This window comes from Burkholderia sp. AU15512, from assembly GCF_002223325.1.
In the GTDB taxonomy this organism is placed as follows: Bacteria; Pseudomonadota; Gammaproteobacteria; order Burkholderiales; family Burkholderiaceae; genus Burkholderia.
Genome location: NZ_NKEX01000006.1, coordinates 1567352 through 1584726, shown reverse-complemented (window position 1 = coordinate 1584726; position 17375 = coordinate 1567352). Strand labels below are relative to the sequence as shown.

The 17375-nt window shown below is 61.7% G+C and carries 14 protein-coding genes; 6 read left to right on the top strand and 8 right to left on the bottom strand.

The features are described 5' to 3' along the window. The first annotated feature begins 42 nt into the window (after positions 1 to 42). From CFB43_RS26420 to CFB43_RS26410, 3 genes are all read left to right on the top strand, one after another. Positions 43 to 2649: a circularly permuted type 2 ATP-grasp protein gene (locus CFB43_RS26420; protein WP_256990159.1), complete on the top strand. Its 2607-nt coding sequence runs from the start codon at positions 43 to 45 to the stop codon at positions 2647 to 2649. Then, on the top strand, positions 2643 to 3689 hold the full coding sequence (locus CFB43_RS26415; RefSeq protein WP_089497212.1) for a transglutaminase family protein: 1047 nt from the start codon (positions 2643 to 2645) through the stop codon (positions 3687 to 3689). The genes CFB43_RS26420 and CFB43_RS26415 overlap by 7 nt, the downstream gene beginning before the upstream one ends. Positions 3690 to 3874: 185 nt before the next feature. Then, entirely contained in the window at positions 3875 to 4147 is a 273-nt protein-coding gene (locus tag CFB43_RS26410; RefSeq protein WP_089497211.1) for a hypothetical protein, read from the top strand. Positions 4148 to 4214: 67 nt separating this feature from the next. Here CFB43_RS26410 and pip read toward each other — a convergent pair whose 3' ends face one another. Beyond that, positions 4215 to 5147 carry a prolyl aminopeptidase gene (pip, locus tag CFB43_RS26405; protein ID WP_089497210.1) on the bottom strand — a complete coding sequence of 311 codons (933 nt, stop codon included), beginning with the start codon at positions 5145 to 5147 and terminating at the stop codon, positions 4215 to 4217. A 279-nt stretch (positions 5148 to 5426) separates the two neighbouring features. Here pip and CFB43_RS26400 point away from each other — a divergent pair, with 279 nt between their 5' ends. From CFB43_RS26400 to CFB43_RS26395, 3 genes are all read left to right on the top strand, one after another. Beyond that, positions 5427 to 6818 carry an AAA family ATPase gene (locus tag CFB43_RS26400; RefSeq protein WP_089497209.1) on the top strand — a complete coding sequence of 464 codons (1392 nt, stop codon included), beginning with the start codon at positions 5427 to 5429 and terminating at the stop codon, positions 6816 to 6818. A 13-nt stretch (positions 6819 to 6831) separates the two neighbouring features. Beyond that, positions 6832 to 7476, top strand: coding sequence for a DUF4276 family protein (locus CFB43_RS38005; protein WP_144023115.1), 645 nt, complete (start codon positions 6832 to 6834; stop codon positions 7474 to 7476). A 175-nt stretch (positions 7477 to 7651) separates the two neighbouring features. Next, entirely contained in the window at positions 7652 to 8803 is a 1152-nt protein-coding gene (locus tag CFB43_RS26395; protein WP_089497208.1) for an acyltransferase family protein, read from the top strand. Between the two features lie 28 nt (positions 8804 to 8831). Here the strand turns inward: CFB43_RS26395 and CFB43_RS26390 are convergent, their stop codons facing one another. From CFB43_RS26390 to CFB43_RS26365, 7 genes are all read right to left on the bottom strand, one after another. After that, the gene (locus tag CFB43_RS26390) at positions 8832 to 9686 is read right to left on the bottom strand and encodes a multidrug ABC transporter ATPase (RefSeq protein ID WP_256990121.1); all 855 of its coding nucleotides are present in this window, start codon (positions 9684 to 9686) and stop codon (positions 8832 to 8834) included. 291 nt (positions 9687 to 9977) lie between these two features. Next, positions 9978 to 11582: an NAD(P)-binding protein gene (locus CFB43_RS38000; protein WP_144023114.1), complete on the bottom strand. Its 1605-nt coding sequence runs from the start codon at positions 11580 to 11582 to the stop codon at positions 9978 to 9980. Continuing rightward, on the bottom strand, positions 11582 to 12259 hold the full coding sequence (locus CFB43_RS37995) for a hypothetical protein (RefSeq protein ID WP_144023113.1): 678 nt from the start codon (positions 12257 to 12259) through the stop codon (positions 11582 to 11584). The genes CFB43_RS38000 and CFB43_RS37995 overlap by 1 nt, the downstream gene beginning before the upstream one ends. A 417-nt stretch (positions 12260 to 12676) precedes the next feature. After that, entirely contained in the window at positions 12677 to 13741 is a 1065-nt protein-coding gene (locus CFB43_RS26380; protein ID WP_089497205.1) for a 2-aminoethylphosphonate aminotransferase, read from the bottom strand. Further along, on the bottom strand, positions 13741 to 14922 hold the full coding sequence (gene aepY / locus CFB43_RS26375) for a phosphonopyruvate decarboxylase (RefSeq protein ID WP_089497204.1): 1182 nt from the start codon (positions 14920 to 14922) through the stop codon (positions 13741 to 13743). The genes CFB43_RS26380 and aepY overlap by 1 nt, the downstream gene beginning before the upstream one ends. Then, on the bottom strand, positions 14919 to 16604 hold the full coding sequence (gene aepX, locus CFB43_RS26370) for a phosphoenolpyruvate mutase (protein WP_089497203.1): 1686 nt from the start codon (positions 16602 to 16604) through the stop codon (positions 14919 to 14921). Before aepX ends, aepY begins: the two co-directional genes overlap by 4 nt. Continuing rightward, positions 16601 to 17368: a phosphocholine cytidylyltransferase family protein gene (locus CFB43_RS26365; RefSeq protein WP_089447471.1), complete on the bottom strand. Its 768-nt coding sequence runs from the start codon at positions 17366 to 17368 to the stop codon at positions 16601 to 16603. Before CFB43_RS26365 ends, aepX begins: the two co-directional genes overlap by 4 nt. Positions 17369 to 17375: the final 7 nt, after the last annotated feature.

The following is a 17375-nucleotide window of genomic DNA, read 5'->3' as shown; positions in this document are numbered from 1 at the left end:
GTGCCGCCCATTGACACCGATCATCTCGCCGCCCTCGACGCGATGCCCACGCTTTTCGATACCGGCGCGCAGCCGGATGCCGCGGAACTGGCCGCCGCGCTCGCGGCGCCGGCTGCTGCCGGCCGCTACGACGAACTGCGCGGTAGCGCGGCCGGCCTGAACGCGCCCGCGCTTGCGCCCGCGTGGCGCAGTTTCTTCACGTCGATCGGCAGCGACGGCGTGGCCGACCTCGATCGCCGCGCCGACGCGCTGCACCGCCGCATGCGCGAGAACGGCCTGTTCTATCAACTGCACGAGCAGCGCGCCGGCGACGGCGCGGCCGGCCCGTGGTCGCTCGACCTGCTGCCGATGATCGTCACGCCCGAGGACTGGGTCGCGATCGAGCGCGGCGTGCTGCAGCGCGTGCGGCTGCTCAACGCGACGCTGGCCGACCTGTACGGGCCGCAGACGATCCTCGAACGCGGGCTGCTGCCGCCCGCGCTCGTCACCGGGCATCCCGGCTACCTGCGCGCGATGCGCGGCGCGCGCGTGCCGGGCGATACCTGGCTGCACGTCGTCGCGTTCGACCTTGCGCGCGGCCCGGACGGGCAGTGGCGGATCGTCGCGCAGCACACGCAGGGCGCGGCCGGCCTCGGCTACCTGCTCGAAAACCGGCTGATCGTGTCGCGGCTCTTTCCGCGCGGGTTTCGCGGGCTGCGCGTGCAGCGGCTCGCGTCCGCGTATCGCGCGCTGCTGCAGAGCATGCAGGCGCTCAGCCCGACCCGAAAGAATTCGCGGATCGTGCTGCTCACACCGGGCCCGCACAGCGCGACCTATTTCGAGCACGCGTATCTCGCGCGCTACCTCGGCCTCACGCTCGTCGAAGGCGGCGACCTGACCGCGCGCGACAACCGCGTGTTCCTGAAGACGCTGAGCGGGCTCGAGCCGGTGCACGGCATCCTGCGGCGCGTCGACGATGCATGGCTCGATCCGCTCGAACTGCGAACCGATTCGATGCTCGGCGTGCCGGGGTTGCTGCAGGCAGTGCGCGCGGGCAACGTGCTGCTCGCGAACGCGCCGGGTTCGGGCTTCCTCGAATCGCCGGCGATGCTCGGCTTCATGCCGCGCCTGGCGGAAGGGCTGCTCGGCGAAACGCTGACGCTGCCGGCCGTGCATTCATGGTGGTGCGGCGAGGCCGCCGCGTGCGACGACGCGCTGCCGCAGCTCGCGCGCGGCATCGTCAAGGCATCCTATCCACCCGACGTGCAGGAAGGCGGCGCATTCGAGCCGGTGATCGGCGCGCGGCTCACGCAGGCGCAACTGGCCGAGTGGCGCGCGCGGATTCTCGCGCGGCCCGAGCACTACACGGTGCAGGCCGACCTGCCGCTGTCGCAGGCGCCGACCTGGCCGGGCCACGACGCACCCGACAGCAACGGCGGCGCGCGTATCGTGCCGAAGCCGGTGCTGCTGCGCGTGTTTGCACTCGCCGACGGCGCGCAGCGCTGGCGGCTCCTGCCCGGCGGGCTGTCGCGGGTCGGCACGCGCGACACGCTGTTCAATGCGCCGATGCCGCGCGGCGGCAGCACCGTCGATACGTGGGTGATGACCGAAGGCATCGTCGATTCGACGACGCTGCTCCAGACGCACCTCGGCCCCGACGATCTCGTCGAACGCCCGCGCGCGATCGCGAGCCGTGCGGCCGAGAACCTGTTCTGGCTCGGCCGTTACACCGAGCGTGCGACCAACCTGATGCGCCTCGCACGTGCCGCGCTCGAACGGCTGCGCGGCGAGGACGACGTCGACAGCCCCGCGCACCTGGAACTGCTCGACACGCTGTGCCGCGACACGGGCCTGATCGCGGCCGACGCGCCGAACGCCGTCGATGCGCCGCGTGCGTTCCAGCACACGCTCGCGACGTCGCTGACGCGCGGCGCGGATCGCACGTCGGGCATTGCGTCCTGCCTGTTCGGCATGCGTGGCGCGGCCGCCGCGATTCGCGAGCGACTGTCGAGCGATCAGTGGCGGCTGATCGACGACGCGACCCAGCTGTTCGCGGACAGCGCCGGCCAGCCGGAAGCCGAGGAGCAGATCGGCAACGAGGCGCTGCAGTTGCTGGAGCGCCTCGGCCTGCTGCTCGGCGCGATCACGGGCGCGCAGACCGACAACATGACGCGCGACGACGGCTGGCGATTGCTGTCGATCGGCCGGCAGATCGACCGGCTGGACTTCCTGTGCAGCGTGCTGAAGGCGGCCTTCGACGAAGGCGCGGTGCACCGGCAGGACGGCTTCGAACTCGTGCTGGAGCTGTTCGACAGCACGATCACGTTCCGTTCGCGGTTCCAGCGCGGCTTCGACGTCGCGCCGCTGCTGTCGCTCGTCGTGCTCGATACCGACAATCCGCGCTCGCTCGGCTGGGTCGTGCAGGCGCTGCGCGGCCGGCTGACGAAGGTCGAGCGCAGCGAAGGTTATGCGCTGTCCGAGCTGGCCGAGACGATTCCCGACGTTCCCGCGTGGTCGCTGCACGAGCTGTGCGAGACCGCCGACGGCGGCCGGCACGACAAGCTGCTCGAGGCGCTCGACACGACGGTGAAGGCAGTATGGGAACTGTCGAACCGGATCGGCGAGCGCTATTTCAGCCACGTGCGCGAGGCGGGCAGGACGTTATGGTGACGACGAAGGGCGCGGCGAAAGCGCCGCACGGTTCCGGCACGGCGCGGAACGCATCGGCACCGCCATCGGCGCCGGCCGCAAAGGCCGACGTTGCGCCCGGCCGGTTGCTGCGCGTCACGCACGACACCGAATACCGTTACGCGGCGCGCGTCGAATCGGCGCAGCACCAGGCACGCCTGCAGCCACTCGTCACGCCGCGCCAGCAGGTGCTGTCGTTCGCGCTCGACATCGACCCCGCGCCGGAATCGGTCGGGACCGAGGTCGACGCATTCGGCAACGCGCGCGCGTCGTTTGCGTTGAACCAGCCGCACGATGCGCTGCTCGTGCGCAGCCGCAGCACGGTACGCGTGACGCCGCCGGTGTGGTCGCGCGGTGCGCGCGGCGAGCCGCCGCCCGCCATCGCGAAACCCGACCCAAAACAGGCGATGGCGTGGGAAGCGGTGCGCGACCGCTTGCGGTTCCGCGCGGGGCAGCCCTACGACGCGGCGAGCGAATTCGTGTTCACGTCGCCGCATGTCATGTGCGATCCCGAACTCGCCGCGTATGCGGCCGCGAGCTTCACGCCGCAACGGCCGCTCGTGCAGGCCGCGTGGGAGCTGATGCGGCGCGTGCATGCCGATTTTGCGTATACGCCGAACAGCACCGACATCACGACGTCGGCGCTCGACGCGCTGCGCTTGCGCAAGGGCGTGTGCCAGGATTTCGCGCACGTGATGATCGGCGCGCTGCGCTCGCTCGGCCTGGCCGCGCGTTACGTGAGCGGCTACCTGCTCACGCAGCCGCCGCCCGGGCAGCCGAGGCTGATCGGCGCCGACGCGTCGCATGCATGGGTCGAGGTGTACGACCCGGCATGGCCCGAGGACAACGGCTGGCTGCAGCTCGATCCGACCAACGATCGCGCGCCCGGCGACGACTACGTGATGCTGTCGATCGGCCGCGACTATGCGGACGTGACGCCGCTGCGCGGCGTGATTCGCGGCGGCGGCGCGGATCAGGAGCTGAAGGTCGGCGTGACGGTGGAGCCGCTCGACGCGCCCTGACGTGTGCCGCATGCCGTGTGCCCGCGCGAATGCCGTTTAAGTCTTCGTTAATACTGCACGCCTAGCATGGTCATGCCGGCGAACGGATCGGACTCGATCCGGGGCACCGGCGGCACGCGCGGGTGCGTCGACGTCACGGCGCCGCACCGTCGCGCATCGCCATTCCCTTGCAACGGCGGCGGATCATGATCAAGAACTTCGACTACACACTCGGCGGCGACACGATTGCGCTCTGCGCGAGCTTCGGCGCGGGGCCGGCGTGGCGCCGCGTGCTCGTGAGCCGCGCGGATTCGATGGAGACGCTGGTGGTACTCGACGCGCGCGGCCTGTCGGGCTTGCTGAAGGTGGCGACCGAAGCGCCGGAAGGATTGCTCGACGATGCGATCCGCAAGGTCGGCGACGAACAGCTCGTCGAGCGGGCGATCAGCGGCAGGGCGATCGTCGAAGCGGCGCTTTGACAGGGCGGTGCGTGAGCGTGCCGGCAGGCACGGCCGCACGCACCGCGTTGCATCACGTTGATTGCGCTTACGCGGCGAACCGGTCCGTCGCCGCGACCAGCGCTTCCAGAATCCCCGGCTCGTTGTACGCATGCCCCGCGCCGGGCACGATCTCGAACGTCGCATCCGGCCACGCCTTCGACAACTCCCATGCGGTGCGCGCGGGTGTCGCGACGTCATAGCGACCCTGCACGATCACGCCCGGAATGCCGGCGAGGCGAGGCGCGTCGCGCAGCAACTGGCCTTCCTCGACGAAGCCCTGGTTCACGAAGTAGTGGTTCTCGATGCGCGCGAACGCGAGCGCGTAGTGACCGTCCGCGAAGTGCGCGGCGAGTTTGGGGTCGGGCAGCAGCGTGATCGTGCGGCCTTCCCAGATACTCCACGCACGTGCGGCTTCGAGCTTCATGGCTTCGTCGTTGCCGGTCAGCCGCCGATGGTAGGCGGCCATCAGGTCGCCGCGCTCGGCTTCCGGAATCGGTGCAACGAAGTCTTCCCACAGGTCGGGGAACAGCCACGACGCGCCTTCCTGGTAGTACCACAGCAATTCCGCGCGACGCATCGTGAAGATGCCGCGCACGACCAGTGCGCTCACGCGCTCGGGATGCGTTTCCGCGTACGCGATCGACAACGCGCTGCCCCACGAGCCGCCGAACACGAGCCACTTGTCCGCGCCGACCATCTCGCGCAGGCGCTCGATGTCGGCGACCAGATCCCACGTCGTGTTGTTCTCGAGGCTCGCATGCGGCGTCGAGCGCCCGCAGCCGCGCTGGTCGAACAGCAGGATGTCGTAGCGCTCCGGATCGAACAGGCGGCGATGGTCGGGGCTGCAGCCGGCGCCGGGGCCGCCGTGCAGGAAGACGGCGGGCTTGCCGGCCGGATTGCCGCAGCGCTCCCAGTAGATGCGGTGGCCGTCGCCGGTGTCGAGGTGGCCGTGGGCGTAGGGTTCGATCGGTGGGTACATAATTGGGAAATAAATTCTGTAGAAACACTTTACAACATTGTGGCTGATACGGTTTAGTTATGCACGCCCGTACGTGGGCGAAAGAAGGCACTGGCTCGGCTGGCTGAGAGTAGTTGTGACGTAGCGATGTTTGCTATCGTGATTGGGGCCGTTTGGGGCGTCAATGTGCGCCTCAGAATCTTAAACAATAGTGATAATTGTTTAATATTTTGAGGTGGCGGGGTTGTAATCTAATGATCGATTGCTTTTATTTTGGTTGGTGTTGAGATTGGGTAGACTATGCTGACAAGACTTGAGGTAAATGGGTTTAAGAATTTAATTGATTTCTCCGTGTCATTCGGCGCGTTTAATTGTATCGCTGGCTTGAATGGTGTTGGTAAATCAAATGTATTTGATGCAATTAGATTCTTATCTCTTTTGAGTGAGAAATCAATTCTTGAGGCCGCCCTGGCGGCGCGAGAGTCTGAGGCATCTGATCCTCTGGATATATTTTGGACCAATGGGGAGTTTCGTGCGGAGCGACTTTCCATGGCGGTTGAGATGCTGGTTCCACTTAATGTAATTGATGATTTTGGGCGAAAAGCAACTGCCACATCCACATTTCTTCGATATGAAATCGAGTTGGCTAGAAATCCTAACGAGGAATCGTCAGGATCGCTCGGAATATATTTGGCCCGAGAAGGGCTGACATATATTAATAAGGGGGAGGCGGTTGGTAGAATAAATTTCCCTGCAAACGCATCAAAGTTTAGAAATCAAGTTGTCGTTAATAATAGAAAGGGTGTTGGGTATATTTCTACCAGAATCACAGATGATGGGGTGACTGAAATTCAGTTGCATCAAGATGGTGGTAGTAGGGGGTTGCCACAGAAAATTCCTGCCCATCACATCCCTAAAACCGTCGTGGCGAATACAAATAGCGCCGTTTGGCCGACGGTGCTAGCTGCCCGTCGCGAGATGCAGTCCTGGCGCTTTTTGTCCCTCGAGCCTAGTGCTATGCGTCGATCAAATAAGATGCATGAACACAATAGCGTTGGAGTTGATGGAGGCAATCTCGCTGCTACTCTCTATAAATTGTATAGGCAGGATCAAAATGTTTGCTCTCGAATCGCGAGTCGGCTCTCCGAGATAGTGCCAACCTCAGATGTGAGAGTTGATGTCGATCAGGTGAGACAACTCTTGACCGTTGAAGTGAAGGAGCGGTCCGGAGCATTTTTGCCAGCGCGTTCATTGTCTGATGGGACACTCCGATTTTTGACTCTGTGTATTATGGCAGAGGATCCTGATTTTAAGGGGTTGCTTTGTTTTGAAGAGCCGGAAAATGGAATTCACCCCGCTAAGATGAGCGCGATATTAAATCTCTTGAAGGAAATTGCTGTTGATGCGGGTGAGTCTGTTGGTGAGGATAATCCAATGAGGCAAATATTTATTGCTACTCACTCGCCAGTTTTAGTGAAGTTGGAGACGCCTAGTGATTTGATATATGCGGATATTGTAAAAGTTCGTGGGCCTAATGGAAAGCCGGCGTCAACCATTCGCTGTAAGAGCTTGGATGGTAGTTGGAGAAACAAGATCGATGGGGGTAGTTATATAGATCGCGGGGCAATTATTGCGTATTTGAATCTTCCGGTAAATTCTCAGATTGAAATTGACTTTGATTTGGTTGATTGAGTGGGTATAATAAATGAAAGTGAATTTCGTGCTTACAGGGGAAGGGCCGTCTGACCGCAATTTGGTTGATCATATTGAGAGTATTCTCATTGAAGAGGGTTTTGTGGAGGTTAGTGGAAGTGCCCCTGATCTCGGATTGCTTCCCAATCCGGTTGGTCGTGGTGTTCGGGAAAAAATAAATGTTATATTGCAATTGTATCCAAATGTTGATGCAATTTTTGTTCATAGAGATGCAGATAGGGCGGGGGTGGACGCTCGAAGACGAGAGATTTTCGATGCAGCTAATGGGTTGATTAAAAATCATAGGGTAATTCCTGTTATTCCAGTGACGGAGTTTGAGACCTGGCTTTTGACTGACAGGGCTGCGATAAAGCGTGTTGCAGGTAATGTTGGCTATGGCGGTGCTTTGAACTGTATACCGACAGTTCGTAACCTCGAGGGGGTTCATGGGGCGAAGGAAGTTTTGCTGGAGGCCTTGTGTGAGGCAAGCGAAACTCAGGGGGCCCGGTTGAGAAAATTTAAAAACCAATTTCCGGAAATGCGTGCTCGCCTAACATTCGATTTGGATCCAAATGGACCGGTGACGAATTTAGCGTCCTACCAGAATTTTAGGCGGGCGGTGTCGGATTTTGCTCAAAAAATTTTGAACGGCGAATAAATGCGTTTGATGGAAGGTGCTATCAAAAATCGTCAGCGTATTTTGTCCGATTTTTTCGGCGATTTTTTCTTGGTACCTTTGTGGCCCGCACTGTGCAGCGAGGGTGGTCTATCAAGGCCACAGTATTGTTGTAGAGCGTGCACTGCCCATCCACCGTGCCAACGGAAACCAGCCGATGAACCATCGCGTCACGCAGTTGACCGGGTTGCGCGCCGTCGCGGTCGCGATGGTGGTGATCGGACATGCCGAGCACGTGCTGCCCGGCGGCTACACGGGCTGGTACGCGCCGTTGCGGCTGATCGCCGACGGCCGGCTCGGCGTGCTGATCTTCTTCGTCCTCAGCGGTTTCCTGATCACCAACGTGCTGCGCGCCGAGTTCGCGCGCACGGGCGGCATCGCACTGACGTCGTTCTACGTGCGTCGCGCACTGCGGATCTGGCCGGCCTACTACGTGTATCTCGCGGCGGTCGCGATCGTGGCCTTCGCCGGCTGGTTCGACGTCGATCGCCGGCAGTGGTTGTATGCGGCGCTGCACCTGTGGAATTACTCGGCGTGGTTCGGGCTGACCGGCGACAACACGCTGCATCCGGACGGCGCGTGGTATCTCGGTCATTTCTGGTCGCTCGCGCTCGAGGAACAGTTCTACTGGTTCTGGCCGCTGCTGTTCGTGTATGGGATGCGGCGGGGCGGCACGCGCTGGCTGGCCGTGTTGATTCTGGTCGTGCCGCTGGTGCGTGCCGTGACGTATTTCGTTGCGCCCGCGTTGCGCGGGCAACTCGGGATGATGCTTCACACGGGCGTCGATCCGATCCTGATCGGCTGTTATGTGTCGCTCAATCGTGAGCGGCTTGAAGCCTGGATTCGTACGTGGCGCGGCGAGGCACGCATCATGACGGCGATCATCGTCATCGTGCTGATCGGCATGCCGCTCGCCGAACATCGGCTCGGCGGGTTCTGGAATGCGACGTATGGCGTGACGCTCGAAGCCGCGTTGATCGCGATCGTGATCGTCGTGCTGAATTTCCGTCACGAGTTCTGGTGTGCGCGGTGGTTGCGTACGCGGCCGGTCGTGTTCTTCGGCACGATCTCGTTCAGTCTTTATCTGTGGCAGCAGCCGTTCGCGAATCCAGATCTGGCCGTGCCGCATGCGTTCCCGCTCGGGATCGTGTGGGCGTTGATGGCGGCGACGGCCAGCTACTTCCTCATCGAGAAGCCGTTCCTGCGGTTGAAGGATCGGTATTCGACGCGCGAGATGCTGCGGGAGCGCGACGATGCGCTGCGGAGGCCGGCGTCGGGCGAGGCGATCGGGGCGAAGGTGGCGGAGTAGGCGGGCGGGGCGGTGCCCCGCCTGGGCCTTACTTGAAGCGCTTCATTGCGGCAGGCGAATACCAGAAGTTTCGGAACATATCGATTCCGTACGTCTTGCCGTCGTAGTGGACGACCGTGCGCGCGGTACGCTTTCCCGTATCCGAGTATTCGCCGTTCTTGCGCTGCGACTTCGTGATGTGAGCCGTGATCGACAGATCGGCGAAGCCATGGCTCGACGTTTTATCGACGGCGACTGTCATTCGGGCCTCTTCGCTGCTCGCATCGCCGACGCCCGGGCCACAGGATTCGCCTTCGACACTGACCCACCCGCGAAGGTTGGTACCGAATACCGAACGGATGCGGTTGCCTTCACGTACCCATAGCGTCAGTTCCCCGTCCGCGTCGGCATCGGGACAACTCGCCCCTCGCGCGCCGCTAGTGAACACAACGCCGAATGCGCGCAGGTCAGGCGACAACTGGTACTGCGCCGTATCGATGCGATAGCTGTTCTCGCCGATTTCGGTCGTCGCATCTTCCTGGACCATCGACTTTTCTGCCGCCACGACCTTGCCGCCTTCGACGAGCGCGACGACCTGCAGCTTTTCGCTATCGTCGGGATTCTTGCTCTTTGGCAGCGAATCGAATGCGACGGCCGCGATCGTCGTTTCGGGCGCATTCGGCATGACCTTGCACGCAGATGCGGCCACGACGTGGTCCGCGTCGCGCGTGGCGATACGTGCGTTCGCGATGCCGGCCCAGCGCGCGACGGCCGTGACGGTATCGTCGTTGCAAGCCTGGTTGTCGGCAGCCTGAACGGCGGAGGCGGCGACGAGCGCCAGCAGCGGGGCGAAGCGGAGAATTTTCACAGTTATGACGGAAAAAGGGTCTTCACGGATTTCCATGAGTGTCGCTTACCGCTGACGAACCAGCCATTCAACGCTAGTGATCATGTATGGCTGCCTGTTGGCTATAACTGCCGTTCAATGAACGAGACGTGCACGAGCTTTCAATCGAATCGAAAAGCGTCCCCGGTTGGCCAATTACTAGGGACCGACGCAGCCAATTTTGTATGCTGACGTTGTTTCTCGAGCTTTATTCCGTCCTCGTCATATCGGTTATCAGCGCTGTGTAGCCACTCGTGAGTGCAACTGCTTTTGCCTGCCGTCTCCGCGCTTGGCTCTGTTCCCTGCGCTTTACGTTGCTGAGGCAACGGGGCGAATCGGTGGCGGAATGCGTCCAAGCCCTACTCGCCCAGTGTCCTTGTCTTTCAAACCAACAAACTGCAATGTCGGGTTGGTTCTGTCCAGTCCGCCACGAATGAGGACTAGGTCGAAGTCCCGCTGGGTCGTCACATCTGCCGCTGAATTGATCACGAGGTGTCCACCACGAGAATGCGAGTCAAGCTTCCGGAATTCAGTGACTTTGCCATCGATGAATTCTAGTGTTGGGCCATTATTATAATCTGGATCTTTCATTAACTGCCTGAGTAGAATAACGAGAAATCGGTTCAATGCATACGCTTTTGAAAAATACGTGCGCAGTCTCACAATAGTGACGCTTTTCACATCATCCCGAGCCATCAGGCTAAGTGCGTGCCGCAGCTTCACGCCTTCGCTATTAATCAAGATGCTGGCGATTTTCTCAAATGCGTTGTCCAGAGACTGGAATAGATTGGTTTCGTGATGCCATATTGCACCGCCGGTGGTGTAACCATCCGCCGCGGCCACTTTCGCCATCGCTTCTCGAACATGGATGGAGTTTTCTAGTGGAACATTGTCGGCCTGCTCACACTGCATGAGTCCGTTCCAGATATCGAGCGGATGCTGATAATTCTTTTTTATCAGACAACGCAATGCATCCTGCAGAGCGCCGTCGCCAGACCCCAATATCCCAACGCGCGGTGGGAAACCAAAACGGATCTTGTCCTCGAAGATATTGTCAGGCTGCCAGAAGGGTGTATGTTTGAATCCTCTATAAGGGTGTCTTTTTCCATCGTAGGTTTTCGATTCTTTCGAGAAGCCGACAGCGTAAATTACATAGGAAAATTTGTAAGGGGCAGCGATTGTCAAGTCTGAATGGGCGTGGATCTCGATTTCGGGAAGTTCGGTGTCTGTAAGGGTCGCGCCATGAACACTATCGCTTTCTTTAAGAAGGTCTTTTAGGGCGTTCTTGCTGTCTTCGGAGATATTGGCGTTAGTTGTAAGCAAACTCCGCTTGGTCGGGAGTCCAGTAGCTTGAAAAGCTGCAAAGTTGCTCCTCCACTGCCGTATGTCAGTCTTAAGTTTATTTCGCAACTCGTCGCCGAATTTCTTTATCAATACTGGTGTATCGAATGTAAGAGGCAACGTGGGCCGAGGTGGAACATCGTCTCCGAGTAGTGCAGGCTCAGATAAAGGGTAGGTATGCTCGCGATGGTTTGGATGCGGCCACTCATACATGGCAGTGCTGACGTATCGCAGTGCCTTGCTACGAAGCACTCCTCCAGGAACAGATCGTCCTTTTTCAACGAGCACAAAACTGATGTTATGTGCGTCGGCTTCTTTGGCGGCAGACAGACCCGCTGCGCCGGCGCCGCATATTAGAAGTTGGAATGTCCGAGAATTGTTGTTGGCATTGGCGTCGTTGGGTTCGGTTTTGACCAATTTTGTTTCAACGAGTGTTCGTATCAACATTTGCGCGCGAACGATTTGGTCTCGCAAGCTAATATTGGAAAATCGGTAGCTAAGATCAAATTGCCGCGGAGCGATCTTGTACGCGAGCAAGGGCATCGCGTCTTCAGGTGTATTAAGTTCTGACATCAGATTTGCCTCAAGATGGCATCCAGAATCTCAGGGTCGGCAGAAAAAAGAACAGGGTGATTGATCACTTCTGCCACACCACCCCTGCCACTACCGGGAGGCCCGTCTGGAGAATCACCGTCACCGTTGCCGCCCCGGCCACCGCCATTTCGGCCTCCAGTGCCACCGCCATTCCGATCAAAACCGTTTTCAACGGCCGACTCGCCCCTGTAGTCGGCGGTTGCGGCTTCGTCGCTGCGATGTGGGATTCTGCCATCGTCAGTTCTTTCACCACTCCATTTGTCGTCACCGATTCGCTGGATGGCTCGCTGCACCCACTCGAAGACGTCAACGTTCGTTTTGCCGTTAAATAGCTCGATCACACCATTTTGCCCGACACTCAATACAATAAGTTGACTTTTGATGTCACGATAACGCATGGGGTCGAGCTCAATGAGATCGGAATCAAAGAGTACATCGATATCTAAAAACGATTCCGAAGCAATTTCATTTTTCCAATCGCCGAACCGCCAATCAGTTTCATAGGGTTCGACGAGGGAAATCTGATACAACTTGCTGGCAACGATTCGCGCTAACGCCCGCCGCTCAGCTTCAGAGTAACGTAATTGCGGTGCGCGACTGAGTTGCAGAAGATCTTCTGCATACGGATTCGAATCCGGATCAAAACTATGGAGCATTCGCCTTATCCCCTCCCCCGAAAAGCAAGCGTACCACCTTATTGTCAATCTAATAGATTCATCGTGGCAAGCATTGTATTCGAGCGCTGTGTTTCGGTGAGGCCTTATTAAGGCATATTCTCACCTGAGACGCCGAGGTAGAGCGAACATGTCGAAGCCAACGGGCGGTCGCATCGATGTCCGTGCGCCCCGAGGTGCCGCTACGCTTCGCTCTTGGCAGGACTAGACGGTGATCAACGATGAGCGCACGAGCGACCGCGTTTCGAATGCAAGTTGTCAGTCCGATGTCGTGTGCCGTGAGTTGGAAAGACCCTTCTCTGATCGAATGCTGACATTGCGTCCCGTGATTCTAGAAATCTGAGAAGAATAAGAAAAGGCCCTTGCGGGCCTTTTGTAGATGAGGGGGGCGGGCAGCGCTTACTGCGCCAACGCCGTAAACCCCTCCAGCAACCGCTCAACATCAGCCGCCTGAATCGCGCCCATCGTCGAAATCCGGAACAGTTCCTTCGACAGCCCGCCTTGCCCCGCGTAAATCACGAAGCCACGTGCCTTCAACCCGTCGTGCAGCGTTTCGTACGTCACACCTTGCGGCAACCGATAAGCACGCAGCACAACCGACGATTCACCTTCCGGCAGCACCAACGGCATCCCGCGCGCCGCAAGCCCGGCTTGCGCCTGATCGGCGAGCGCCTTGTAATGCGCATGCCGCGCACGCCACCCGCCGGCTTCGTCAAACTCGCGCAGCGCCTCGACGAGCGCGTAATACGCATGCACGGAAGGCGTGAACGGCGTATTGCGCTGATCCTGCAGCTTCGCGAGACGACCGAGATCGAGGTAATAAGTGCGGCTTGCGGCCTTGGCGAGCGCACTACGGCGCACGATTACGAACGCTGCGCCCGGCACACCATGCAGGCATTTGTTCGCGGTGGCAGCCACAGCATCGATATCGCCGCCGGCAAAATCGATCGCTTCCGCGCCGAAGCTGCTGACGCCGTCGACGAGCATCTTCACGCCACGCGAACGGCAGACTTCCGCGATCGCGCCGAGATCGTTTAGGCGACCCGTCGTCGTTTCATGATGAATCACCGCAACGTGCGAATATCCGCCCGCATCAAGCTTCGCACCAATCTGCGCAAGATCAGGCGCCTGCATCCACTCGTGCTTGAGCACATCATGCGCGATCCCATACTGCGTCGCGATCTGCGTGATCCGCTCACCATAGACACCGTTCTCGATCACGAGCAGCTTGCCGTCCTTCGGCACGAGCGCGGCGATCATGCTTTCAACGGCAGCGGTACCCGAGCCCGTCATCAGCACGGCCGTCCACTCAGCCGGATCAAGCTCATACGCAGCAACGAGACGCGCACGCGCCTCATCCTGCAGATCGAAGAATTCGCTTTCGCGATGGCACAGGTCGGGTTGCAGCAGGCTGCGGCGCACGCGTTCGGTGAGCGTGACCGGGCCGGGGTTCAGCAGCAGCATCAATGGGCTCCTTCAACGTGGGCTTCGGTCTGCGCGGCGCCGATGTGCCGCATCAGACGGGTCTTGACCTCGACCGGCGTGACGGTCGGGCGGGGCAGGCCGTCGGGCACGCCGGTGCGGATTGCCAGTCGCACGAACTGTGCACCGTCGGCCGACGAAGCAAGCGCCGTATCGAGCACGTCCAGCGTGTCGCCTTCGACCGCCGACGCATACCCGCACGCGGCAGCCACACCCGCGAACGAAACATGTTGCGACACGGTGGCCTGGCCACCCGTCGATTCGTGCGCGCCGTTGTCGAGCAGCACGTGCGTGAGGTTGGCCGGGCCGTAGGTGCCGAGCGTCGCGAACACGCCCATGCGCATCAGCGCGGCGCCGTCGCCGTCGACCGCGACGACACGCAGGTCGGGGCGCGCAAGCGCGAGACCGAGCGCCATCGGCGTCACGCAACCCATCGAGCCGACCATGTACAGCTGGTTCGGGCGATCGTCGATGGCGTAGAGTTCGCGGCCGCAGAAGCCGGTCGACGCGAGCACGACGGTCGATTCGACCGGCGTGTGCGCGATCACGCGCTGCAGCGCGTCCTGGCGGGTCGGCCACGCATCGGTCGACGCGGCGCGCGACGACGACTGCGCAGCGACATGCACGCGCGGCTTCGCCGCCGGGTTGGCCTTCAGTTCATACGGCGCGACGCTGCCTTTCTGCATCACGAGCGCGTACGGGCGGCCCGTCGCGTCCATGTGCGCGATCGCGCGGTCGAGTGCCGGGCCGACCTGATCGGGGTCGGTCGGGAACGTCTCCCACGGGATCTCCATCGTGTCGAGCATCGCGGGCGTGATCGGGCCCATCAGCGCGTGCTGCGGCTCGTCGGCCACGCCCGGCTGGCCGCGCCACGTGACGATCAGCAGCTGCGGCAGCCGGAACGTCCACGTGAGCGACGTGAGCGGGCTCACCGCGTTGCCGAGCCCCGAGTTCTGCATCATCGCGATCCCGCGCTTGCCGCCGAGCGTCGCGCCCGCGATCAGCGCGACCGCGTCGCCTTCGTTCGCGGCCGACACGTAATTCAGCGTCGGGTCCTGCAGCACGTAATTGATGAACGGCGTCAGGTACGAGCAGGGCACCCCCGCGTACCAGTCGAAACCACGCGCGCGCGCGGCCTCGACGAACTGGGCCGCTTCGATCATTGCGCGCCCCCGTTGCCGGCACCCGGTTCGGACAGCGGCGTCTGGCCGTGCGCGAAGTCGCCCGCGCGGCGGAAGTCCTCGAGATCGTTGACGCCGCGCCAGTGGCCGTGCACGTACTGCACCTCGATCTTCTCGCCGGCGGCGATCAGTTCGTTGAGCAGCGACGGGATATCGAGCGTGTCGAAATCAGGGCGCGCCTGCAGCGTCGCGAGCATGGCCTTCAGGCGATCGACACCGGCGCCGCGCACGTTCAGCAGGCCGATCCAGCGGCCGTGCGGCGTGCCTGCGGCGACGTCGCTCGATACGCGTTGCAGGTACGTCTTCTGGCCGAACAGGCCGCGATCGTCTGCGGCGGAGCAGAGCGCGAAGTCGCGCACGCTCTGGTTGGTCTCGGTGGGCGACGAATCGACCACCACGCTGAACTCGGCCTCGCTCTCCGCGAGGTCGCGCACGATATAGCTGCGGAACAGCAGGTCGCCGTACGAGATCACGGTGTCGCCGGTCAGGCGGTCGGCCGCGCAGGCGAGCGACGCGAGCTCGCCCGTCTGTGCATGGCGTTCGTTGACGACGAGCTTGATGCCCGACGTGTCGATCGCGTCGGCACGATAGCCGCCGACCACGGTGATGTCGTTCACGCCGTGCGTCTTGAAGCCGTCGACGAGCCAGCGCAGCAGCGGCTTGCCGGCGACCGGCAGCATGACCTTCGGCTTGTCTTCGGTCACGGCTTCGAGGCCCTTGCCGCGGCTCGCGGCGAGCACGATCGCCGCGTTCGACGCGCGCGACGACGACGACAGGTAGATACGCTCGGCCGCCGAGTATTCGTCGGCGTCCTGCAGGCGGAAGATCTCGTTGACCGATGCAACGCGGTCTTCGACGTTGATCAGCGTTTCGCTCTCGTGGATCTCGCGTGCGGTCGCCTGCATCGCGGAGGCCGACGCGCGGATCAGGTGGTTCGCCCAGATCACGGTGCTGATGCCGGCCTGGCGGAACACGTCGGTCGGCGTGCTGTAGTACTTGGTCGGCACGATCACGAGCGGCGCCTTGCCGCTCCATTCGCGCGCGAACTGCAGGATCTCGTCCGGGCGCGACAGCTTGCTGTGGATCAGGATCGCGTCGGCGCCGGCTTCCGCGTACGCGTTCGCGCGGCGCAGCGCCTCGTCCATGCCCCAGCCCGCGATCAGCGCTTCGACACGCGCGACGATCGAGAAGTCGGGATCGGTCTGCGAATCCTTGCCGGCCTTGATCTTGCCGCAGAACTCGTCGATTTCCGCGAGCGGCTGGCGCTCGCCGCCGATGAAGCTGTTGGTCTTCGGGAACTGCTTGTCCTCGATACAGACGCCCGCGATGCCGCGCTGCTCGAGCTTCTTCACGAGGCGGCGCACGTTGTTGAAGTTGCCGTAGCCGGTGTCGCCGTCGAGCAGGATCGGCAGGTCGCTCGCGTCGGCCATGAATTCGAGCACGTCGACGACCTGGGTCCAGCTCGCCTCGTTGTTGTCACGCACGCCGAACTGCGCGGAGATCGCGAGGCCCGATGCCCAGATGCCCTTGAAGCCGGCTTCGCGGACGATCCGCGCGGACAGGCCGTTGTGCGCTTCCATCAGGAATTCGAGGTCGCTGCTGACGAGCATGCGGCGCAGGCGTGCGCTGCGCGATTCGGTGAAGTTGGGTTCGCGTGCGTTCATCGTGCGACTCCTGCGGTGGTGCGTTGAATCAGGGGGAGGATTTCTTGCGTGGCGCGAGCGACGTCGTTCGGGAAGTCGATCTCGATCCACGGCGAGCCAGTGACGTCGGCGACGTCGAACGAGTGACCGCCTTCGAGCAGCAGGTCGCGCACGGCTTCTTCGTGCGGCATGTTCGCGCGGCCGCTGTCGACGTAGCCCGCGACGATCGTCGCGAGGCGGCGCGCGGTGCCTTCGGTGAAGCGGAAGAAGCCAACCGATTCGCCGATCGTGTCGTAGTCGAGGTCGACTGCAAGCTGCTTGCGCAGCTCGACCGGCACGCCGTTCTTCAGGCACAGCTTGACGGGCTCGTCGCCGGCCTCGAAGTCGCGATCGATCAGCAGGCGGTCGACCGCCTTGTCGGAATCGGCCACCAGCGCGTGCAGGATGTTCTCGTCATACAGCACGTCGGCGTCCATCAGCAGCACGTCGCCGCCGCGCGTCATCGCATCGGCGACGGTATGCACGGTCAGCACGCTGCCGAGGTCGTAGCGGTCGTTGATCACGATCTCGGCCTGGCGGCCGAGACGCTTCAATTCCTGCTCGACCTTCTCGTGCTGGAAGCCCAGCCCAAGCACGATCTCGTCGACGCCTGCGGCATCGAGTACGCGCAGATGGCGCTCGAGCAGCGACACGTCGTCGAAGCGCAGCAGGCACTTCGGGAACTGCGCCTCGGGCGGTTGTTGCAGGCGCAAGCCGAGGCCTGCCGCAAGAATGATGGCTCGCATGGGTTCT